This is a genomic window from Streptomyces sp. NPDC002838 (assembly GCF_040295365.1).
In the GTDB taxonomy this organism is placed as follows: domain Bacteria; phylum Actinomycetota; class Actinomycetes; order Streptomycetales; family Streptomycetaceae; genus Streptomyces.
Genome location: NZ_JBEOVF010000076.1, coordinates 1 through 22296, shown reverse-complemented (window position 1 = coordinate 22296; position 22296 = coordinate 1). Strand labels below are relative to the sequence as shown.

At 71.5% G+C, this 22296-nt stretch carries 12 protein-coding genes; 8 read left to right on the top strand and 4 right to left on the bottom strand.

All coding sequences use genetic code 11. The features are described from left to right. Positions 1-109: 109 nt before the first annotated feature. The 6 genes from ABT063_RS46975 to ABT063_RS46950 all read left to right on the top strand — a co-directional run bounded on the left by ABT063_RS46975 (position 110) and on the right by ABT063_RS46950 (position 10352). Positions 110-1984: an ABC transporter ATP-binding protein gene (locus ABT063_RS46975; protein WP_351067378.1), complete on the top strand. Its 1875-nt coding sequence runs from the start codon at positions 110-112 to the stop codon at positions 1982-1984. Further along, a complete protein-coding gene (locus ABT063_RS46970; RefSeq protein WP_351067377.1) occupies positions 1981-3909 on the top strand; it encodes an ABC transporter ATP-binding protein in 1929 nt (642 codons plus the stop codon). Before ABT063_RS46975 ends, ABT063_RS46970 begins: the two co-directional genes overlap by 4 nt. Positions 3910-3924: 15 nt before the next feature. Next, a complete protein-coding gene (locus ABT063_RS46965; RefSeq protein ID WP_351067376.1) occupies positions 3925-5637 on the top strand; it encodes an ABC transporter ATP-binding protein in 1713 nt (570 codons plus the stop codon). Beyond that, positions 5634-7385 (top strand): ABC transporter ATP-binding protein, encoded by a 1752-nt coding sequence (locus ABT063_RS46960; RefSeq protein WP_351067375.1) that lies wholly within the window; start codon positions 5634-5636, stop codon positions 7383-7385. The genes ABT063_RS46965 and ABT063_RS46960 overlap by 4 nt, the downstream gene beginning before the upstream one ends. Before the next feature lie 295 nt (positions 7386-7680). Continuing rightward, complete coding sequence (locus tag ABT063_RS46955) at positions 7681-9741, top strand: M4 family metallopeptidase (RefSeq protein ID WP_351067374.1); 2061 nt, start codon at positions 7681-7683, stop codon at positions 9739-9741. Positions 9742-9842: 101 nt separating this feature from the next. Further along, the gene (locus tag ABT063_RS46950) at positions 9843-10352 is read left to right on the top strand and encodes a DUF1990 domain-containing protein (protein WP_351067372.1); all 510 of its coding nucleotides are present in this window, start codon (positions 9843-9845) and stop codon (positions 10350-10352) included. A 47-nt stretch (positions 10353-10399) separates the two neighbouring features. On the opposite strand, the gene rox is transcribed toward ABT063_RS46950, so the two are convergent. From rox to ABT063_RS46930, 4 genes are all read right to left on the bottom strand, one after another. Continuing rightward, positions 10400-11827 carry a rifampin monooxygenase gene (gene rox / locus ABT063_RS46945; RefSeq protein ID WP_351067371.1) on the bottom strand — a complete coding sequence of 476 codons (1428 nt, stop codon included), beginning with the start codon at positions 11825-11827 and terminating at the stop codon, positions 10400-10402. Positions 11828-12002: 175 nt separating this feature from the next. Continuing rightward, entirely contained in the window at positions 12003-14621 is a 2619-nt protein-coding gene (locus ABT063_RS46940; RefSeq protein ID WP_351067370.1) for a glycosyltransferase family 1 protein, read from the bottom strand. A 105-nt stretch (positions 14622-14726) separates the two neighbouring features. After that, positions 14727-19415, bottom strand: a complete 4689-nt coding sequence (locus ABT063_RS46935; RefSeq protein WP_351067368.1) for a wHTH domain-containing protein — start codon at positions 19413-19415, stop codon at positions 14727-14729. Between the two features lie 52 nt (positions 19416-19467). Further along, on the bottom strand, positions 19468-19863 hold the full coding sequence (locus tag ABT063_RS46930) for a Pepco domain-containing protein (RefSeq protein WP_351067367.1): 396 nt from the start codon (positions 19861-19863) through the stop codon (positions 19468-19470). Between the two features lie 306 nt (positions 19864-20169). On the opposite strand from ABT063_RS46930, the gene ABT063_RS46925 reads away from it, so the two are divergent. Then, positions 20170-21369: a S8 family peptidase gene (locus ABT063_RS46925; protein ID WP_351067366.1), complete on the top strand. Its 1200-nt coding sequence runs from the start codon at positions 20170-20172 to the stop codon at positions 21367-21369. Between the two features lie 241 nt (positions 21370-21610). Then, positions 21611-22296: maltotransferase domain-containing protein (locus ABT063_RS46920; RefSeq protein WP_351067364.1), on the top strand; the 686-nt coding region annotated here is incomplete at its 3' end.

Genomic DNA, 22296 nt, shown 5'->3' with positions numbered 1-22296 from the left:
ATGCGGCCGTACGACTGCTCGAACGCGCAGGTCGTAGGACCAGCGGCCGATCCGGGTCCGGCCAAAACTCGGTGGGCGATGTCAGTGCCGATCCGTAGGCTCACAGATGATGCCGACGCCACCTGCCACCGCCAAGGACCCGGGACAACCGGAACAAACCGAAGAAACCACAGACCGATCCGCCGTACGCACGCTGCTGCGGCTGTGGCCGTACGTCCGGCCCGTGCGGGTGCGGCTGTTCAGCGCCGCGTTCGTCGCGGTGCTCGCCTCCTGCGCGGGGCTGGTGATCCCGCTCGTCCTGAAGTGGATGGTGGACGGGCCGGTCGCCGACCGGGACCCGGCGGGCGTCTGGCTCGGAGCGCTGTATCTGCTGCTGCTCGGGTTCGCGGAGGCGCTGCTGTTCGGTCTGCGGCGGTGGCTGGTGGCGCGGCCGCTGGCGGGGGTCGAGGCGGCGATGCGGGCGGATCTGTACCGGCACTTGCAGCGGCTGCCGGTGGCCTTCCACGACCGGTGGGCCTCGGGTCAGCTGCTGTCCCGGGGGACGACGGACCTGATGCTGCTGCGCATGTTCCTCGCCTTTCCGCTGACGTTCCTGCTGGTCAACGGGGTGACGATCGTCGTCGGCGTGATCATCATGCTGATGCAGGACTGGTCGCTGGGGCTGGTGATCCTGGGGCCGGCCATCCCGGTGATGGTGACGTGCGTGGTCTTCGAGAAGCGGTACGCCGAGGTGGCGCGGCGCGCGCAGGACCAGGTGGGGGATCTGACCACGGTCGTCGAGGAGAGCGTGCTCGGCATCCGGATCATCAAGGGCTTCGGGCGGCACCGGAGCCAGGCGCGGGCCTTCCGGGAACTGTCCCGCACCCTGCGCGGAACCGAGCTGCGGAAGGCGGGGCTGCTGGCGACGATCTGGGGCGTCATCGTGACGCTGCCGGAGGTGGCTATTGGGGCGGCGTTGGTGCTGGGGGCTGTGCAGGTGGCCGACGGTGCCCTCTCGGCCGGAACGCTGGTGGCCTTCTTGTCGACGGCGCTCGCACTTCGGTGGCCCGTCGACTCGATCGGCTTCCTGCTGGCGATGAGCCAGGAGGCGGCGACGGCTACGGAGCGGTACTTCGAGGTGATGGACCAGGAACCGGAAACCGCTGTGGGCAGTCGGTCCCCCCGCTCGAGCGAGGTCGAGAGTGGGGGAGGGTGGGCACAGCCTGCGGCGCCGAGCACCGGTTCAACACGCTCCAAGGGCAACGGCCTTCAATTCCACAACGTGCGGTTCCGCTACCCCGACGCCCCCGTCGGCTCCCCACCCGTCCTCGACCACATCAACCTCCACATCCGCCCCGGCGAATCCATGGCCCTCGTCGGCGCCACCGGCAGCGGCAAGACGACCCTCACGGCCCTCGTCCCCCGCCTCCACGAGGTGACGTCCGGCCGCATCACGCTCGACGGCGAGGACATCACCGCGATGCCCAGAGAAACACTGCGCGCACTCGTCGCCGTCGCCTTCGAAGAACCCACTCTCTTCTCCGCCGCGGTCGGCGACAACGTTCTCATGGGCGCCGAAGACACCGCCGGCACCGCGGAGCTACAGCGCGCCCTCGCCGTCGCGCAGGCCGACTTCGTGTACGCCCTCCCCCAGGGCACCGACACCCAGGTCGGCGAACAGGGCCACAGCCTCTCCGGAGGCCAGCGGCAGCGCCTCGCGCTGGCCAGGGCCGTCGTCGGCCGCCCCCGCTTCCTCGTGCTGGACGACCCGCTGTCCGCCCTGGACGTGCACACCGAGGCCGCCGTGGAGGCCGCCCTGCGGGACGTCCTCGCGGACACCACCGCCCTCATCGTGGCGCACCGCCCGTCGACCGTTCTGCTCGCCGACCGCGTCGCCCTGCTCTCCGGTGGCCGTATCGCCGCCGTCGGCACCCACCACGAACTGCTGCGCACCAACGCCGAGTACGCCCATCTGATGGCCGGGACCGAGGAGGCCGCCCGATGACGGCGCCCACGACCACCCCACCGGACAAGGAGCAACCGGACCGGGAGAACCCGGCCGAGGAAGCCCAGACCTCGGGCGACGCCTTCGACCGCGACGTCCTGCCCACGCCCCCGGGTGCCACCGCGGCCCTTCTGCGCTCCCTCCTCGCCCCGATGAAGGCCCGCGTCGCCGTCACCACTCTCCTGCTGCTGCTCCAGCAGGCGGCCGTGCAGGCGGGCCCGCTGCTGGTGGCGTACGCCATCGACAGCGCCGTCCCCGCGTTCCGCGACCACGACAACGGTCCCCTCGTCGCGGTCGGCGTCGGCTATCTGCTCTGCGCACTCGCCTCCGGCGGCCTCCAGTACGCGTTCATCATCGCCTCCGCCCGCGTCAACCAGGACGTGCTGCTCGATCTGCGCGGCCGTATCTTCCGCCACGCGCAGGCGCTCAGCATCGACTTCCACGAGCGCTACACCTCGGGCCGTCTCATCTCCCGCTCCACCACGGACGTGGAGTCCCTGCGCGAGCTGCTCGACGAGGGCCTGCAGGAGCTGGTCACCGTCATCCTGTCCTTCGTCTACATCGCGGCGCTGCTGCTCTGGCTGGACCTGGGCCTCGGCGCGGTCGCCGTGGCGTCCTTCGTGCCGCTGTATCTCCTCGTACGGCTGTACCGGCGGCGTGCGGCACGGGTGTACGGGAAGCGGTCGACCGCCATCGCCGCCGTGATCGTGAAGTTCGTCGAGACGATGAACGGCATCCGGCCGGTGCGCGCGTTCCGCCGCGAGGCCACCAACGACGCCGACTTCGCCGTACTCAACAAGCGGCACGAGCGGACCAACGGCGACGCGCTTCTGGAGATGGCCCGGTATGTCGTCGGCTCCCGGCTGGTCGCCAACGCGGCCGTCGCGCTGATCGTGCTGTGGGGCGCCTACCGGGTGGCGGACGGGTCGCTGGAGCTGGGCGTGCTGGCGGCGGCGGTGCTGTATCTGCGCCGGCTGTACGACCCGATAGACCGGCTCGGCATGTTCCTGAACTCGTACCAGTCGGCGGCGGCCTCGCTGGAGAAGATCGCCGGGCTGCTCGCCCAGACGCCGTCCGTGCCCGAGCCCTCGACGCCCCGGCAGCTGCCGCCCCTAGGGCCTGTGTCGGAAGTGGCGCCTGCCGGGCGGACGACGCCACTTCCGACACAGGCCCTAGCCTCCGAACAGCCCGGCCGCGAGGTCGTCTTCGACGGGGTCCGGTTCGCCTACCGCACCGGCGGCGAGGTGCTGCCCCGCTTCGACCTGACTCTGCCGGCCGGGCAGACGGTCGCGGTCGTCGGCTCGACCGGCGCGGGCAAGTCGACGCTGGCCAAGCTGCTCGCCCGGTTCTACGACCCCTCCGACGGCCGGGTCCTCCTCGACGGCGTCGACCTGCGCGACCTCGCCGTGCCCGAACTGCGGCGCGGGGTGGTCATGGTGACGCAGGAGGCGTTCCTGTTCTCCGGCACGGTCGCCGAGAACATCTCCATCGGACGGCCCGACGCCACCCGCGAGGACATCGAGCAGGCCGCGAAGGCCATCGGCGCGCACGACTTCATCAGCGAGCTGCCCGACGGCTACGACACGGACGTACGCAAGCGGGGCGGCCGTATCTCCGCCGGTCAGCGTCAACTCGTGGCGTTCGCACGGGCGTTGCTGGCCGATCCGGCCGTACTGATCCTGGACGAGGCGACCAGCTCGCTGGACATCCCGGGCGAGCGGGCCGTGCAGCGGGCGATGTCGACGGTCCTGCACGGCCGTACGGCCGTCGTGATCGCGCACCGGCTGTCGACCGTGGAGATCGCCGACCGGGTGCTGGTCATGGAGCACGGCCGGATGGTCGAGGACGGCACGCCGGCCGAACTGATCGAAGGCACCGGCCGGTTCGCGGATCTGCATCGGGCGTGGCGGGACAGTCTGGCTTAGGGGAATCGGGGGCTCATGATCGACGCGTACGAGGATCCGGGTAGGCCCGACTGTCGCGGTGGTTGGTCGTACCTGTGGTGGCTGGTACGGCGGCAGCCGGGGCGGTCCGTCGCGGGGGCGCTGCTGGGAAGCGTGTGGATGGTGCTGCTGTCGGCCACGCCGTACCTGATGGCGCGGGCCGTCGACGACGGGCTGGAGCGGGGCGACATGGGCGCCCTCGCCGGATGGACGGCGGCGCTGGTCGCGGTCGGGGCGTTCAACGCCTGGCTGAGCATCATGCGCCACCGCACCATGACCCGGGTGCGGATGGACGCCAACTTCCGCACGGTCAAGGTCGTGGTCGGCCACGTGGTACGGCTGGGGGCGGCGCTGCCGCGGCGGACGGCGGCCGGGGAGGTCGTGACCATCGGTGTGGGGGACGTGCAGACGATCGCCTCCGCGCTCACGGTCGTCGGGCCCGGCGTCGGCGCGGTCGTCGCCTACTGCGCGGTCGCCGGACTGCTGCTGTCGGTGTCCGCGCAGCTGGCCGTGGTGGTGGTGCTCGGGCTGCCGCTGATCGCCGTGCTCGTCGGACCGCTGATGCGGCGGTTACAGGCCACGGAGTCGGAGTACCGGGAGCGGCAGGGCGTGCTGACCGCGCGGATCGGCGACCTCGCGGGCGGGCTGCGCGTCCTCAACGGCCTCGGCGGGAAGGGGCTGATCGCCGACGGGTTCCGCCGGGACTCGGGACGGCTGCGGGACCAGGGGTACCGGGTCGGTGCCGTCACCAGCTGGATGCAGGCGGTCGGGGTGGGACTGCCGACGCTGTTCCTGGCCGTCGTGACCTGGCTGGCGGCCCGACTGGCCGCCCAAGGGGCGATCACCGTGGGCGAGTTGGTGGCGGTCTACGGCTATGTCGCCGTGATCGTGCGTCCGGTGGGGTACTTCATCGACTGGGGCTACATGCTCGGCCGGGGCGCGGTGGCCGCCCGGCGCGTCGTCGGGCTGCTGCGGCTGGAGCCGGAGCCGGACGGCGGCACCCGCGAGGCGCCCGTCGAACCGGCCGTGCTGCACGACCCGGAGTCCGGGGTGCGGGTGCTGCCGGGCCGGCTGACCGCGCTGGCCGGGGCCCGGACGGCGGACACCGCGGCCGTCGTCGACCGTCTGGGCCGGTACGCGCCCTCCGAGGCCACCTGGGGCGGGGTGCGCCTGGACGAGATCCCGCTGCCGCGGCTGCGCGCCCGGATCCTGGTCGCCGACCCCGAGGCCGACCTGTTCGCGGGCCCGCTGCGCGCCCTGGTCGGCGGCTGCCGGGAGCCCGACGAGGCGGAGATCCTGCGCGCGGTGCACGCGGCCGTGGCGGACGACATCGTGCGGGGTCTGCCGGACGGGCTCGACTCACCGGTCGACGCGCAGGGCCGCAACCTCTCCGGCGGCCAGCGGCAGCGTGTCCGACTGGTGCGGGCGCTGCTCGCCGACCCCGAGGTACTGCTGGCCGTGGAGCCCACGTCGGCGCTCGACGCGCATACCGAGGCCGCGGTCGCGGACCGGCTGCGGGACGCGCGCGAGGGTCGTACGACCGTCCTCACCACCACGTCACCGCTCGTGCTGGACCGAGCGGACATCGTGTACCACCTGGTCGACGGCAAGGTCGCGGCGAGCGGCAGCCATGCGCGGCTGCTGGCGGAGGACCCCGGCTATCGGTCTCTGGTGGCGCGGGACACGGATGCCGAGGAGGTCGTGGGATGAGCCAGGGACACCTGCCCATCGCCGAGCCCGCCGATGTGCGCCGGGCCGCGGTACGGCTGGTGCGGGCCGACCGGCGGGCCTTCGTGGCCGTACTCGCCCTGAACGCGGCAGCCGCCGCGGCGGGGCTCGCCGGGCCGTGGCTGCTCGGCCGGATCATCGACGAGGTGCGGGCCGGGGGCGGGTCGGGAGCCGTGGACCGGTTGGCGCTCGGCATCCTGGTGTGCGCGGGGGCGCAGCTGCTGCTGGCGCGCTGGGCCCGGTACCTGGGGCACCGGTTCGGGGAGCGGACGTTGGCGCGGGTGCGCGAGGGGTTCGTCGACCGGGCGCTGGCGCTGCCCGCATCGGTGGTGGAGCGGGCCGGCACGGGCGACCTGACCGCCCGCGGCACCGCCGACGTGACCACCGTCGGCACCACGCTGCGCGACACCGGTCCCGTGCTCCTGATCAGCATCGTGGAGGCGTTGTTCCTGCTCGGTGCGGTGTTCTTCATCGACCCGCTGCTCGGCGCGATCGGCGTGTTCACCCTGATGCCCATCTGGTGCGTCCTGCGCTGGTATCTGCGCCGGGCCCGCGCCGCCTACCTCGCCGAGGGGGAGGCCAACTCCCAGGTCGCGGAGATCCTCGCGGCGACCGTGTCCGGCGCCCGGACGGTCGAGGCGTTCCGGTTGGCCGAGCGGCGGATCGCGGCGAGCCGGGACGCGCTGGAGGTCTCCCGGCGCCGGCGCTTCCACACGCTGTACCTGCGCAGCGTGTTCTTCCCCGTCGTGGAGGTGTCGTACGTCCTTCCCGTGGCCGGGGTGCTGCTGGCCGGCGGGGCGCTGCACGCGCAGGGAGCGGTGAGCCTGGGGTCGGTGGTGGCGGCCGCGGTGTATCTGCAGCAGTTCAGCGCGCCGTTGGACGAGATCCTGGTCCGGGTCGAGCAACTGCAGAGCAGCGGCGCCTCCTTCGCCCGGGTGGAGGGGCTGGCCCGGGCGCCCAAGGCGGACGAGACCGACTCCCCCACGCCGGACGGCGACCGCATCGACGTGACCGACGTGCACTACTCCTACGGCCGCGGCGGCGAGGTGCTGCACGGGGTGGACCTCACGGTCCGGCCCGGGGAGCGGCTGGCCGTCGTCGGCCCCTCCGGCGCCGGGAAGACCACCCTGAGCAGGCTGCTGGCGGGCGTCGACGCGCCGACCTCGGGCACGGTGACGGTGGGCGGAGTACCCGTCGTCGGGCTCGGTCCCGAGCAGCTGCGCCGCCAGGTCGTCCTGGTCACGCAGGAGCACCACGTGTTCCTGGGCACGGTCCGTGACAACCTGCTGATCGCCGAACCCGGCGCGAGCGACGAGGAGTTGTGGGCCGCGCTGGTCGCCGTCGGCGCCGAGACCTGGGTACGGGAGCTGCCCGACGGCCTCGACACGATGCTGGGCGAGGGCGGTTGCCGTACGGACGGCTCGCAGGCCCAGCAGCTCGCCCTGGCCCGGGTGGTGTTGGCCGACCCGCACACGCTGATCCTCGACGAGGCCACCGCTCTGCTGGATCCGACGACCGCCCGGCACACCGAGCGCGCCCTGGCCGCCGTACTCGAGGGCCGTACCGTCATCGCCATCGCCCACCGCCTGCACACCGCGCACGACGCGGACCGGGTGGCGGTGATGGAGGACGGCCGGCTGACCGAACTCGGCACGCACGAGGAGCTGGTGGCGGCGGAGGGGGCGTACGCGGCGCTGTGGGGGTCGTGGCACGGGGATGCCCGCCCTTGAGCCGACCCCTGATGGCCCGTCTATGAATAGTCCGTATAGCGAACATGAACCCCCGGACAACGAACGATTTCCAGCCAACTCCTGACGCGCCCCTGACAGAAACCGCGATCTGCTGCCACTCTTCCCACGGCCCCTCCACAGCAACCCCACCTGTTCACCGCTGTGGACGCGGCCTGGGACCGAAAGGTCCCGGCTCCCGCACGTGGTTCCGCGCACCGCCCTGCTCTGCCCGGACGGCCCACCCGCCGACCGGTCTCCCCTGGCCGCGCGACCCGCGGCCGCGCAGAAGGAGTCAGTGTTGAGAAGTTCCTCCCACAGACGCACCTCCCACACCCGCACCATCCGCCCGGCGCACCGCCGGGCCGCCGCCGTCGCTCTCGTCGGCGTCTCCGCCCTGATCGCCGCGGCCGTCCAGTCGGGCGCCGCCACCGCCGCCCCGGAGAAGGCACCGTCGGCTGCGGGCAAGGTCATACCGGGCTCGGAGTCGGTCAAGCTCACCCCCGCCCAGCGCGCCGAACTGATCCGCGAGGCCGACGCCGCCAAGGCGGACACCGCGAAGGACCTGGGCCTGGGCGCCAAGGAGAAGCTGGTCGTCCGTGACGTCCTCAAGGACGGCGACGGCACGGTCCACACGCGCTACGAGCGCACCTACGACGGCCTGCCCGTCCTCGGCGGCGACCTGGTCGTCGAGAGCACGAAGGCCGACGCCACCGAGGCCGTCGTCAAGGCCACCCGGGCCGCCATCAAGCCGGCCACCACGACGGCCGCCCTGCCCGCGGCCAAGGCCGAGAAGCAGGCGCTCGCCGCCGCGAAGGCGGAGGATGCCAAGAGCCCCGACGTCAACCGCGCCCCGCGCAAGGTGATCTGGGCGGGCGACGGCAAGCCGACGCTGGCGTACGAGACGGTCGTGGGCGGTTTCCAGCACGACGGCACCCCGCGGGAGCTGCACGTCGTCACGGACGCGGCGACCGGCGAGAAGCTGTACGAGTGGGAGGCCATCGAGACCGGCACCGGCAACACGGTGTACAGCGGCACGGTCACCCTCGGCACCACGCAGTCCGGATCGACGTTCAACCTCACCGACGGCGCCCGCGGCAACCACAAGACGTACAACCTCAACCGCGGCACCTCCGGCACCGGCACGCTCTTCTCCGGCCCCGACGACATCTGGGGCAACGGCAGCCCGTCCAACCTGGAGTCGGCCGCCGCCGACGCGCACTACGGCGCCGCGCTGACCTGGGACTACTACAAGAACGTGCACGGGCGTTCCGGAATCCGCGGCGACGGTGTGAGCGCGTACTCCCGCGTCCACTACGGCAACAACTACGTCAACGCGTTCTGGTCCGACAGCTGCTTCTGCATGACGTACGGCGACGGCTCGGGCAACGCCAACCCGCTGACGTCGATCGACGTGGCCGCGCACGAGATGACCCACGGGCTCACCTCCAACACGGCCGGGCTCAACTACAGCGGCGAGTCCGGCGGTCTGAACGAGGCCACGTCCGACATCTTCGGCGCGACGGTCGAGTTCTACGCCAACAACGCCTCCGACGTCGGTGACTACCTCATCGGCGAGGAGATCGACATCAACGGCGACGGCACGCCGTTGCGGTACATGGACCGGCCGAGCAAGGACGGCTCCTCCAAGGACAGCTGGTACTCGGGCATCGGCTCGATCGACGTGCACTACTCCTCGGGCCCCGCGAACCACTTCTTCTACCTGCTGAGCGAGGGCAGCGGCACCAAGACCATCAACGGCGTCACCTACAACTCGCCCACCGCGGACGGCCTTCCGGTCACCGGCATCGGCCGCGACAAGGCCGAGAAGATCTGGTTCCGCGCACTGACCACGAAGTTCACGTCCACGACCAACTACGCGGGCGCCCGCACGGGCACCCTGGCGGCGGCCGGTGAGCTGTACGGCACCACCTCGCCCGAGTACACGGCGGTGGCGAACGCCTGGGCGGGCGTCGCGGTCGGCGCGCGTCCCGGTGGCGGCGGTGGCGGTACGTCCTTCGAGAACGACACCGACGTATCGATTCCGGACAACGGCGCGGCGGTCACCTCGTCGATCACCGTCTCCGGCCGGACGGGCAACGCCCCGTCGAACCTCGCCGTGGCGGTCGACATCGTCCACACCTACATCGGCGACCTCCAGGTGCAGCTGATCGCCCCCGACGGCACGGCGTACACGCTGAAGGCGTACGGCACCGGCGGGAGCTCGGACAACATCAACACCACGTACACGGTGAACGCCTCCTCCGAAGTCGCCAACGGGGTCTGGCAGTTGAGGGTCCAGGACAACGCGGCCCGGGACACCGGCCGGATCAACGGCTGGAAACTGACCTTCCCGTAAACCGCGGGCCTCGTAGGCAGGGTGCCGTCCCGGTGGTGCGAATCCCCGGGGCGGCACCCGGGGCGAAGGCATGCCCGGGCGCCGCCCTACCCTTGTCTCCCATGTCCTTCACGTACGACGACGTCGGCGCGACCCGGCAGACCGGCTTCTGCCCACCGGGCTTCCACCCCATGCACGTGCGCGCACGCATCGGCGAGGGCGAGGAGGTCTTCCGCAGAGCCGCCGAGGCGGTCCTCACCTGGGAGATGCACCGCGCGATGGGCGTCGGCATCGACGCGACCGCGGACCGGGCGGCCCCCGACGTCGATGTCACGGTCACCCTGGCCGGAATGATCAAGGCGCCGTGCCGGGTGGTCTGGACGGTCGAGGAACCCCGCCGCGCCGGATGGGCGTACGGCACGCTGACGGGCCACCCGGAGTGCGGCGAGGAGTCGTTCGTGGTGGAGCGGACGGGGGACGGCACTGTGTGGCTGACGGTGAACGCCTTCAGCCGGGGTGCGAAGTGGTACGCGCGGGCGGGCGGGCCGGCGACGCGGGGATTGCAGCATGCGTATGCGCGGCGGTGTGGGGTGGTGTTGCGGCGGTTGTGCGCCGGGTTGGCCGAGGACTGAGAGGTGGCCGAGCGCAGGCCCCACCCTTTCTGACCACACCTCCGCACTCAGCTGACGGCAGCGCCGAACCACTTCTGCAGCCGGCCGAGCAGACCCTGCTGATCTTCACCGACCCACGCCACGTGGCCGTCCGGCCGCAGCAGCACCGCGGGCACGTCCAGTTCCTCGCTGGCATCGACGACGTGGTCGACCCGATCCGTCCAGCCCTCCACAGAGAGCCGGCCGGTCTGGTCGAGCAGCAGGCCGCGCCCGCCGTGCATCAGCTCGTAGAGGCGCCCCTGCTTCAGCTTCACGTCCCGCATCCGCCGGCCGAGCAGTTCATGGCCCTCACCGAGGTCGTAGCGGACCCCGACCGCGGTGATCATCCCGGTCACGTACCGGTTCACCTCCTCGAAGTCCATCAGCGTCGAGAACAGCTCCCGCAGCGCGGCCGCACCCGGATCGGTCCCCAGCAGCGTGATCTGCGCGCGGGTGTTGTCCAGCACGCGGGCGCCCACCGGGTGCCGTTCGGCGTGGTAGCTGTCCAGCAGCCCTTCCGGCGCCCAGCCGTTGACCTCGGCGGCCAGTTTCCAGCCGAGGTTGAACGCGTCCTGAACACCGAGGTTGAGCCCCTGCCCGCCGGTCGGCGGGTGGATGTGCGCCGCGTCGCCGGCCAGCAGCACCCGGCCGACCCGGTAGCGCTCGGCCTGCCGGGTGGCGTCGCCGAACCGGGACAGCCAGCGCGGCGAGTGCACGCCGAAGTCGGTGCCCGCGAAGGCCCGCAGCTGCTGCTTGAACTCCTCGAGGGTCGGCGCGGTCGCGCGATCCTCGGCCACACCGTCGGCGGGCACGACGACGCGGCACACCCCCTCCTCGCTGGGGCTGACGCCGAACCGCAGTTGGGTCTTGCGGACTTCCTCGACGACGGCGGCAATCGTCGCCGGATCCTCGGTCACCTCCATTTCACCCAGCAGCGTCTCGACCTTGGCGGGCTCGCCGGGGAAACCGACGCCGAGCAGCTTGCGCACCACACTGCGGCCGCCGTCGCACCCGGCGAGGTACCGCGAGCGCAGGTGCGTGCCGTCCGCCAGTTCGACGGTCACCCCGTCCTCGTCCTGGCTCAGCCCGGCCACTTCGCAGCCGCGCCGGATCTCGGCACCGAGTTCGAGGGCCCGCTCGTTGAGCAGCCGCTCGGTGACCGGCTGCGGAGTGGCGACGCCGTACGGGTGAGCCGTGTCCAACCGGTCCGGCCACGGCTTGACGATGCCGCCGAAGAGACCGCCGACCTGGAACTTCTCACTGACCGCGAGGAACCGGTCCAGCAGGCCGCGCTGGTCCATCATCTCGACGCTGCGCGCGTGCAGGCCCTGCCCGCGGGACTGCTCGGTCGGCTCGGTCAACTTCTCCAGCACGACCACGTGCACTCCGGCCAGTCGCAACTCGGCGGCCAGCATCAATCCGGTCGGTCCACCGCCGGCAACGATCACGTCGATCATGACAATCCCCCATGTCCGCAGATTCGTGCTTCGGCCGGCGATTCTGCGGCACGACCCGGGTCTTGCCGCAAGCCCCCCAGTGCGCTATAGGTTGAGAGTGGCAAGGAGTGAGTACCCTCCTTGCCTTTCCTTCTGTCCAATGGAGGGATGGACGGTCACCTGGGGGGATGGACGGTCACCGCATCAAAACCCCCGCCCCCTCCACCACATCCTCGGAGGGCACCACCACCAGCCCCAGCTCCGCACCGGACGCCAGCAGCCGATGCGCGGGGAGGATCCGGACCGTGTAGCCGTACGGCCCCGTGCGGTCCAGGGAGAGCGGGCCCTCGTACACCCACCGGCCCTCCGCGTCCGGGCCGCCCGCCGGTTTCAGGGGGACCGTCGACGCGTCGGTGATGTGGTCCTCCTCGTCCACGCGACCAGAGACCGCCTGGACCTCGACGTCGTCCGGGCCGAGGTCGCCGAGGCCGACCCGGACTCGGAGGCCCAGGGTCGTGCCCAGTTCCGCCGTGGCCGTCGCGGCGGTCGTCTCGACGTGGTCGACCGTGACGCCGTGCCAGGACGAGCGCAGGCGGGACTTCCACTCCGCCAGTTCGCGCGCGGAGTCCGGGTCCATCGTGCGGTGGGCGTGGGCCGCCGGGGCGTAGAGGCGCTCGACGTACTCGCGGACCATGCGGCCCGCCAGCACCTTCGGGCCGAGCAGGGTGAGGGTCTGGCGGACCATTTCGATCCAGCGGTCGGGGAGGCCGCCCTGACCCCGCTCGTAGAAGCGCGGGGTCACGCGCTGTTCGAGGAGGTCGTACAGCGCCGCGGCCTCTATGTCGTCCCGGCGGTCGGGGTCCGTGCCGGCGCCGTCCGCCGTGGGGATCGACCAGCCGAAGTCCGGCTGGAACCACTCGTCCCACCAGCCGTCCAGGACGGAGAGGTTGAGGCAGCCGTTCAACGCCGCCTTCATGCCGGAGGTGCCGCAGGCCTCCAGGGGGCGCAGGGGGTTGTTCAGCCAGATGTCGCAGCCGGGGTAGAGCTTCTGCGCCATGGCCATGCCGTAGTCCGGCAAGAACACGATCCGATGGCGGACCCTCGGATCGTCGGCGAAGCGGACCAGCTCCTGGACCAGTCGTTTGCCGCCGTCGTCCGCCGGGTGTGCCTTGCCCGCCACGACGATCTGGATCGGGTGCTCCGGGTGCAGGAGCAGGTCCATCAGCCGGTCGCGGTCGCGGAGCATGAGGGTGAGGCGCTTGTACGACGGGACTCGGCGCGCGAATCCGATGGTGAGGACGTCGGGGTCGAGGACACCGTCGATCCAGCCCAGCTCGGCCGTCCCCGCGCCGCGTTGCCGCCAGGAAGCCCGCAGCCGCTCCCGTACCTCCGTCACCAGCTGCTCACGCAGGTTCCGGCGCAGCTCCCAGATGTCCTGGTCGGGGATGTCCGCGACCGCGTCCCAGCGCTCCGAGCCGCCGACGGTCATGGCGTCCTCGGTGCGCTGGGCGCCGATCTGCCGGGCGCCGAGCCGGAAGACCTCGGGGGCGACCCAGGTCGGGGCGTGCACACCGTTGGTCACGGAGGTGATCGGTACCTCGTCGGAGTCGAATCCCGGCCAAAGGCCCGAGAACATCTCCCGGCTCACCCGGCCGTGCAGGAGCGAGACGCCGTTGGCGCGCTGGGCGAGGCGCAGGCCCATCACGGCCATGTTGAAGAGGTTGGGTTCGCCGCCGGGGTACGTCTCCATTCCCAGGTGCAGGATGCGTTCGACGTCGATGCGCGGCAGCTCGGCCTCGGGTCCGAAGTGGCGGGCGACCAGTTCGCGGTCGAAGCGGTCGATGCCGGCCGGGACGGGGGTGTGGGTGGTGAAGACGGTTCCGGCCCGGACCGCTTCGAGGGCGCAGTCGAAGTCCAGGCCCTCCGCGCAGAGTTCGGCGATCCGCTCCAGGCCGAGGAAGCCCGCGTGGCCCTCGTTGGTGTGGAACACCTCCGGCTCGGGGTGGCCGGTGAGGCGGCAGTACGTCCGTACGGCCCTGACTCCTCCTATGCCGAGCAGCATCTCCTGGAGGAGGCGGTGCTCGCTGCCGCCGCCGTAGAGCCGGTCGGTCACCCCGCGTTCGCCGAGGTCGTTCTCCTCGACGTCCGAGTCGAGCATCAGGAGGGGGACGCGGCCGACCTGCGCCAGCCAGATCCGGGCGTGCAGCTGCCTGCCGCCGGGCAGGGCGAGGGAGACCTGGGCGGCGGTGCCGTCGGCCTCCTTGAGCTGGGCGACGGGCAGTTCGTTGGGGTCGAGCACCGGATAGTGCTCCTGCTGCCAGCCGTCCCGGGACAGGGACTGCCGGAAGTAGCCGTGCCGGTAGAGCAGCCCGACGCCGATGAGGGGTACGCCGAGGTCGCTGGCCGCCTTGAGGTGGTCGCCGGCGAGGATGCCGAGGCCGCCGGAGTACTGGGGCAGGGCGGCCGTGATGCCGAACTCGGGCGAGAAGTAGGCGACGGCGGCGGGGAGTCCGGCGGTCTGGGTCTGGTACCAGCGCTCGCCGGTGACGTAGTCGTGGAGGTCGTCGGCGACCGCGGTGAGCCGGCGCAGGAAGCGGCGGTCCTCGGCGAGTTCGGCGAGTCGTGCCGGGCGGACGCTGCCGAGCAGCCGTACGGGGTCGCCGCCCGAAGCGGCCCAGCGCTCCGGATCGACGGACTGGAAGAGGTCGCGGGTCTCCGCGTGCCAGGACCAGCGCAGGTTGCGCGCGAGGTCGCTCAGCGGCCGCAGGGGTTCCGGGAGGACGGGTCGGACGGTGAATCGACGGATCGCCTTCACTTGCCACCTCGTCAGACGTGTGGAAGGGGACGCACGGCGGTGGGCGTCCCATCGTCACTGTCGACGGTAGTGGTTACCGCGGGGTCGGTGGGGGAGAGCCCGGTGTCACGGTCGTTCGGGCTCCGCGAACTCGATGTCGTCGGGGAGCGCGTGGCCGAGTTGTTCGAGGCGGCGGGCGACTGCGGTGGGGGTGTGGTTGAGGTGGTCGGCGGTGCGGAGGATGTGGGTGAGGGGAACGGGTTCGCCTGCGGCCAGCCACACAGCGGTCGATCCCCAGCCCCTGCGGAGCAAAGCCAGGTCGTCCCCATGAGTCCAGCCCTCGGCCGACGGCTCGGGCGCCACGAAGTGGCCGCAGCGGATCAGTCGCTCGACGATCTCCTCGGGCGTCAGTTGACGCGTGTGGGCGGCGCGTACGACGTGATGCCAGGGCACCTGGCGCTCCGCGTCGAGCCAGGGTGCCCTGCCGTCCTGGTGGCGGCTCATCAGCACCACGTCGAGGTGGTCGCGGGGCTGTCCCGGGTACTCGTCGACGCCTCGGACGGCATAGCCGAGGTCGGTCAGCATCCGCACGACTTCCCTCTCCGGGAGCACGTTGTCCCGTGCCAGATCCAGGACGGTGTCGGACTCCACGGGACAGGGGTCGCTGTCGCCGTAGTAGCGGTCGAATCCGTAGACCGCGCCCATGTCGTCGGTGAGCCGCCGGTATGTGTTGCGTTCCTCGGTGAAGGGCAGCTCGGGCGGCGTGAGCCCGAGGGCGGCCAGCCGCTCGACGAGCAGTTCCACGCTCGTCTCGCGGGAGACGCGGAACACATGGTGCAGCGGGAAGGGCTCGTCCTCGGAGATCCACGGATCACGGCCGTCGCCAAGCTTACTGATGAGGGCGAGGTCGATGTCCTCGACCCGCTCGGGCAACGCGCCCGGCGGGATTCGGTAACCGGCCGCGGTGAGCGCCTCGGCGATACGGTCCTGCTGTCCGGGGAAAGCACCCACGGCCAGAACCAGATGCAACGCCGTCACAGGCTGATCCCGGGGCAGTTCGCAATCCGCTGGATCGAGATGCCGCCGGACCACCAGCCTCTCCAGATCCCGACCGGCTGGTGGCCACCTGCCCGGCACCGTGTCGAACTCCTCGTCGTCAGGCACCCGGACACCCAGTCCGGCAAGCAGGGCGACGACCTCACGAGGAGTGGATCCGGTACGGCGGGCGATGCGGCGGGCCTCTGCGGCGTTCAGCTCGTCCTGTGGTCGAAGCCAGGGAGGGATGCCGTCCCCGTCCCGGCTGAGCAGCCGTTCGTCTTTGACCTCCATGAGTCGCTCGAGAATCTCGTCATCGGGCAGCGTCAGTCCGAACTCCCTCATGCGGTCCACGACGTATGCGAAAGGCAGTCCGCTCACCAGAACGCCGGTCAGCACCGTCCCCGGTGGGAGGGGGGTGCCGTCCGACTCCCCGACGCAGTTCAGGAGCAGTTCGTCGGTGGGGCGCGCGATACGCAGCGGAGACCGGGGCAGCACCCCGGCACCCGGGTTCGCGGCCGCCCAGACGCGGGCTCGCCATTCCTCGAAGACACCGGAATTCCCGGCTACCACCGCCGCGCCGGCCGTCCGTGTACGCACGACGAGCTCCTGGTCACCGGGACAGCAGCCGACGGCCGCGGCGTCCGCCACCATCTCCGCCTCTTCACGCGTGCGGAACGCGAACCGGTGGCCCCGGGATACGGCCTGCGCGGCGATCACATCGGCGAGCTGCGGCTGACGCCCCTTGGGCATGCCTCGAGGGGCAGGCAACCGACGCCCCGGCTCCGGCCATTCGCCGACCGTCAGCGCGTGCAGCCACTCCAGCGACAGCACACCCCCGCCCTCGTCGAACAGCACCGGAATCTTCTCGGCGAGCAGCCCGGCGACATGCTCCTCGTGGTCGTCCAGCATCGCCCCGCGGTCCAGCCTCAACGTGGGGGCGTGCTTCCCCGTGAGGTTGACCACGCAGCCGAACCGGGGCTCCCCGGCCCACAGCCCGTCCGCGAGGACCGCCCCGCGACCCCCGCACCACCACACCCCGTCCCCGGCGTCCTGCACCGGAGCGCTGTCCCCGTCTTCGTACCGCCACGTCGCGGAGGGATCCGCATCGCGACCGACGTACTCCGACAAAGCACCGGGCCGCCATACCAACGGCTCCTTCTCCCCCTCCTCCACCCGAACGGCGAAGTCCGACACCCACAGGTGCTTGCGCATCACCTCTCCGCAGGACACCTTCTCCCCGGGATTGCGCAGATACAGTCGCACCGCCGTTCCTGCCTGCCGCCTCGTCCCCCTCGGCCGGATCCGGAACAGCGCCCCCGGCCCGTCGATGTCGACTTCCAGCGTCTCGCCGGGGAGGAGATTGGAGTCGAGCCGGGTGGTCGTCACCCGGATCTCGTCGGCGAGCATGAAGTAACTCAGTACGCCGATGCCGAAACGGCTGTTGGCGTGGAACGGGATCCCCTCCGCGGCCCACTCGGCCCGCTCCTCCAGGAACTTCCGTTCCTCCACGAACCGGCTGCCCGCGAACGCGAACAGGTGACGCAGTTCGTGGCGCCCCATGCCGATGCCGTTGTCCCGGCACTCGATGTAGGGACGGCCGTCCTCCTCCCCCTGGACGAAGACGATCTCCCCCTTCCAGGTGTCCCGGTCGTCGGGGTGACGCAGGTTCCACAACTCGGTGCGGGCGCGCCGGTAGCGGCACGCGTCCAGCGCGTTCTGGTACAGCTCGCGCAAGGCCAGCGTCCGGTCCTGGTACAGCTGCTCGCCCATGAGCAGGTCACGCACCCGGTCGCCATCGAGCCGGAACCGTACGTCGGCCGTGTCGTACCGGGGTTTCCCGTCGTCACCGAGCGCGGGCTTGACCTTGCCCGCGCCGACCGCGGCCGGAACACCCCAGGCCAGGGCGCGTTCACCGACCGGGCCGTGCAGCACTGTCCGTACGGTGCGGTCGAGCGCGTCCGTGTGCTCGCGCAGGGCGAGTTCGACGGCGGGGTGCGGGCACTCGGTGGACAGCACGCGCCGACGTGGCCCTTCCCGCAGCCAGGTCAGCGCCTCCAGGGCCGCGCGGAAGGCGTCGACGTCGACCGGCTCGCTGATGCCGAGGTGTTCGGCGACCAGGGAGGACAGCAGCATCGGGTCGACGGCCATGTGGTGCGCGACCGTGAGAAGCGTGCCGGTCTTCTCCCAGTCGACGACGTGTTCGGCGGCGTCCTGCGCGGCGACGGTGTCCTGCTCCGGCAACCGCGGCTGCTCCAAGTCCAGGCCGATCAGCTCGGCGAGCTGCCAGAGCCGGGCGGGGGCGAGCACCTCACGGACGAGCGGCGGCTCGAACTCCGGCCCGTCCGGCAGGACTTCGAGACCGGCGAGTCCGGACCGCCGTACGGCCCCACGGGTGGCGGGCAGCCGCAGCAGCCACTGCCGGGCCAGCCACCAGGCGACGGCGCGGGCCTCGTCGTCCCGGCCGCGTTGCCGGGCCCGGCGCTCGCGGTCCTTCAGGGCCAGGTGCACATCGCAGTACCGCCGGAAGTGCGCCCGGTCGGCGAAACCGCAGCTCTCGGTGCCGGGCGTGCCGTCCTCGAGGGTCCACGGCCGGATGCCGCGGGCCAGATGGGCGAACCGGGTGCCGAACGCGGCGTAAAGGAAGGGGCCCGCGACGAGCAGAGCCGCCTCAGTGAGGCTGAGGCCGAGGCCGAGGCCGGACGTGGCACGGTCGCCGTCCCGTCCGGGGACCGGGCCCGAGTCGTTCAGCATCATCGCGATGCCCCGGCTCATCCGGCGTTCGCTGCCCGCGGGCCGCCAGATGTCGCCGTGTTCGGCGAGCCACGCGCCGGCCGTATCGGTGTCGCGTCCCCACAGGCCGACGAGCCGGCCCACCGCGTCCCGCACCTGTGCGACGGCTTCCGCCTTCCGCGCCTCGTCGAGCTGCTCGCACACCACCCGACGCCAGGCCTCGTGCTCGACGGCCAGCTTCTGCCAGGGGTGCTCCGGCGCCTGGCGCCGTGCGTCGGTTCCCCGGCCGGGGAACAGCACAAGGCCTTCCTTGCCCGTGGCGAAGTTGACCTGAACGCATTGGTCGAGGTGGCCCCGATCCTCCTGAGCGATCGTGCGCACCCGCTCGTCGAGCAGGGGCTCCATCGCGTCGAGGGAACCGGGAGCCGTGGCGTCCCGCGCGATCTCGGTGAGGGCGCGGGTGAAATACGAGAATCCCTTGGGTTCGTCGCCGGTCGAGCGGCCGTCTTCGGGCGACGGTCCGGCCGCGGGGCCGAACTGTGCCCTGCCGTAGCGGGTGCAGGCGTAGACGTGGGCGTACCGGGGCGCATCGAGGGCGTCGGTGTCTTCGTATCCGATGGCGCCCTTGCTCCAGGCGAGGTCCTCCGGGCCGGCCTTGGAGTACGTGTCGAACTCCGTCCGGCAGGCGTCCACGGCGACGACCAGCTGATCGGCGTCGGAATCCATCCGGAGGCAGTCGCCGAACTCGATGCGCAGGCACTTGTCAAGAAAGCGCCGGGAGCCGAATCGGGCGGGACCGGTGACCAGGAAGTCCGAGCCGTCCTTGTGGAGGCCGTGTCCGGACAGGACGAGCAGCAGGTGGTCGCCGGACGCGGCGTACGTGACGAAGTCCTCCACCTCGTCCATGATCGCCGGGCCGTTCCGCTCGTCGGCGTCGATGACCTCCGCCTCGTCGTACCCGGCGGCCTTCAGGGCCTCTGCCAGCTCCCGCAGTTCGGCGGTGATGAACGGCATCGGCGGGAAGACCGGGTCGCTGTAGTGATCCACGCCCACCAGCAGGGCACGGAACCTCCGCTCTCTCCCGCCCTGTCCGCCCCCGCTACCGCTCACTGCCGGCCGGCCGCGGGGACAGCGTCAGCAGGATGCCGCCGGTGCGCTGGGCCTGGGTTCCGACGCCGAGGACAACGAGCTGGCCGGAGGCGGTCAGCTGGCAGGACACCTGGACCTCGGAGATACCCCAGCCGTCGGGGCCCGCCTGCTGGAGGCCGTCGAAGGATTCCCGGAGTCCGTTCAGCGTGCGCGTCAACTGGGCGTTCAGGTCTGCGGGCTTGAAGCTCCTGCGCCGTACTCGCCCGGTGTCGTCGCCGCCACCTCCGCGCCGCCGCGGGCCGGACTTGTCGCCGCCGCCACGCTCGTCGCTCGCGTCGTCCACCACGAGGAACTCCAGTTCCTCCGCGGCCTGCGCGCCGACCGGATCCTCGACGTACGGCTCCATGCCCTGGCTCCCCCACACTCGTTACGACACTTCGGGCAGATCATAGGACCACCGCCGGACAGGGCGCCCGCGTTCCCCGCACACCGTGCCGGGGCGAAGAAATGCCCAGGACAACACCCTTCCCGTCCGAAAATCACCGCAACCTTTCCCACTCACCTTCGCCGATTTGGCCGATTCCGCCCCCGCAGGCGTCCTTGTGGGACTTCACCCCGCACGAGAGGCTGCCAGTGGCGTACCGGCCCGAGCCGCCGTACTCACGGCCAACCCCGGCCGTCGTGCGCCGAGTTGAGGAGGGGGTACACAGCCATGGCACGGACGCGAACACGGCGTCTGCGCCGGGCGGGGGGCCTGACCGCGGTGACCTGTGCCGCGGCCCTTTCGGCCATCACCCTGCCCGCGCACGCCGCACCGGAGGGGCGGATACTCGGCGCCGGACAGCCCGGCTCCGTCACCGGAAGTTACCTGGTGACACTCAAGGGAGGAACGAAGGCTCCGTCGGCGCACGGAAAGGACCTCGCCGAGAAGTACGGGGCGAAAATCAGCCACACCTACGGCACGGTCCTCAACGGCTACGCCGTGCAGGCGAACGAGAGACAGGCCAGGCGCCTCGCGGCCGACTCCCGCGTCGCCTCGGTCGTCCAGGACACCCGCGTCGCCCTCGACCACACTCAGAAGAACCCGCCGTCCTGGGGCCTGGACCGCGTCGACCAGCGGAACCTGCCGCTGAACAAGAGCTACACCTGGCCGGACTCCGGGGGCGCCGGCGTGACGGTGTACGTGATCGACACCGGCATCCGGACCACGCACAGGGACTTCGGCGGCCGGGCGAGTCACGGCTGGGACTTCGTCGGCAACGACAGGACCGCGAACGACGGCAACGGGCACGGCACGCATGTCGCCGGTACCGTCGCCGGCGCGAAGTACGGCGTCGCCAAGAAGGCCAAGGTCGTCGCCGTACGCGTCCTCGACAACGCCGGGGCGGGCACCACCGCCCGGGTCATCGCCGGCATCGACTGGGTGACCAAACACGCCAAGAAACCCGCGGTCGCCAACCTCAGCCTGGGCGGCTACTACAACGCCCAGCTCGACGCCGCCGTACGCAACTCCATCGCGTCCGGCGTGACGTACACGGTCGCCGCGGGCAACGACGGTCTGCCGGCCGGCCTGTACTCCCCCGCCGGTGTGCGGCAGGCGATCACGGTGGGCGCGACCGACACGAAGGACGCGAAACCGGGCTTCTCCAACTACGGCGCGGCCCTCGACCTGTTCGCCCCGGGCGTGGCGATCACGTCCGCGTCCCACACGAGCAACACCGGCCGGGCGACCTTCTCCGGTACGTCGATGGCGTCGCCGCACGCGGCGGGCGCGGCCGCCCTCCATCTCGCCGACCATCGCAAGGCCACGCCCGCCCAGGTCGGCAACGCGCTTGTCGCGCAGTCCGCGTCCGGAAAGGTCTCCGGGCGGGGTCTCGGCTCACCGAACAAACTTCTGCAAGTACCGCGCTGACAGCGGCCAACCACCGCTCACGGACCGGCCAAGTCCCGGCACCGGCCCCGTTCGGCCCGAACGGGGCCGGTCTTGTGTGTAGACATACGCGTGAGTAGTTAACAAAGTGCCGGATTGCCCACCCGAATAGGGTGGGAAGGCTCCTCCGGTACACCCCTCTGCACGACCCCAGGAACACCACGCAGGACCCACCTCCCCACAGCCATCCGCCCACCCAACGTTGACGCGGACAGGAGCGGTCATGCCCGCCACGCACCACTCGTCACCACCCACGACATCCCCCACCGAAACACCCCCCGTGCGCCCGGTCGACGCCGGACCGCCGGCCCAGGAGCCACCCTCCGCGGGCGAGGCCACGGCCATCGGGCGCATACCCGTACTCGACGTCCGCCCGGTCGTCCAGCACGGACGCAGGCCCGCCAAGGCGGTGACCGGCGAGACCTTCGAGGTCTCGGCCACCGTGTTCCGCGAGGGTCACGACGCCGTGGCCGCCAATGTCGTACTGAAGGATCCCGAGGGCCGGCCGGGGCCCTGGACGCCGATGCGTGAACTCGCCCCCGGCACCGACCGGTGGGGCGCCACCGTCACCGCCGGCGAACCGGGCCGCTGGACCTACACCGTGGAGGCGTGGGGCGATCCGGTCACCACCTGGCGGCACCACGCGCAGATCAAGATCCCGGCGGGGATGGACACGGAGCTGGTCCTGGAGGAGGGCGCACAGCTGTACGAGCGGGCGGCCGCCGGCGTGCCCAAGAACGGCGGCGAACGGGACGTGATCCTGGCCGCCGTCGACGCCCTCAGGGACGAGACCCGGCCCGCCGCCGCGCGGTTGGCCGCCGCGTTGACGCCGGAGGTGGACGCGGTGCTGGCCCGGCATCCGCTGCGGGAACTGGTCACCGCCTCGCAGACCCTGCCGCTGCTGGTGGA

Coding starts and splice junctions, on each gene's coding strand:
- ABT063_RS46950 (WP_351067372.1), top strand. CDS start 9,843: ATGTCCTTCACGTACGACGACGTCGGCGCGACCCGGCAGACCGGCTTC.
- ABT063_RS46960 (WP_351067375.1), top strand. CDS start 5,634: ATGAGCCAGGGACACCTGCCCATCGCCGAGCCCGCCGATGTGCGCCGG.
- ABT063_RS46965 (WP_351067376.1), top strand. CDS start 3,925: ATGATCGACGCGTACGAGGATCCGGGTAGGCCCGACTGTCGCGGTGGT.
- ABT063_RS46970 (WP_351067377.1), top strand. CDS start 1,981: ATGACGGCGCCCACGACCACCCCACCGGACAAGGAGCAACCGGACCGG.
- ABT063_RS46930 (WP_351067367.1), bottom strand. CDS start 19,863: ATGGAGCCGTACGTCGAGGATCCGGTCGGCGCGCAGGCCGCGGAGGAA.
- ABT063_RS46975 (WP_351067378.1), top strand. CDS start 110: ATGCCGACGCCACCTGCCACCGCCAAGGACCCGGGACAACCGGAACAA.
- ABT063_RS46925 (WP_351067366.1), top strand. CDS start 20,170: ATGGCACGGACGCGAACACGGCGTCTGCGCCGGGCGGGGGGCCTGACC.
- rox (WP_351067371.1), bottom strand. CDS start 11,827: ATGATCGACGTGATCGTTGCCGGCGGTGGACCGACCGGATTGATGCTG.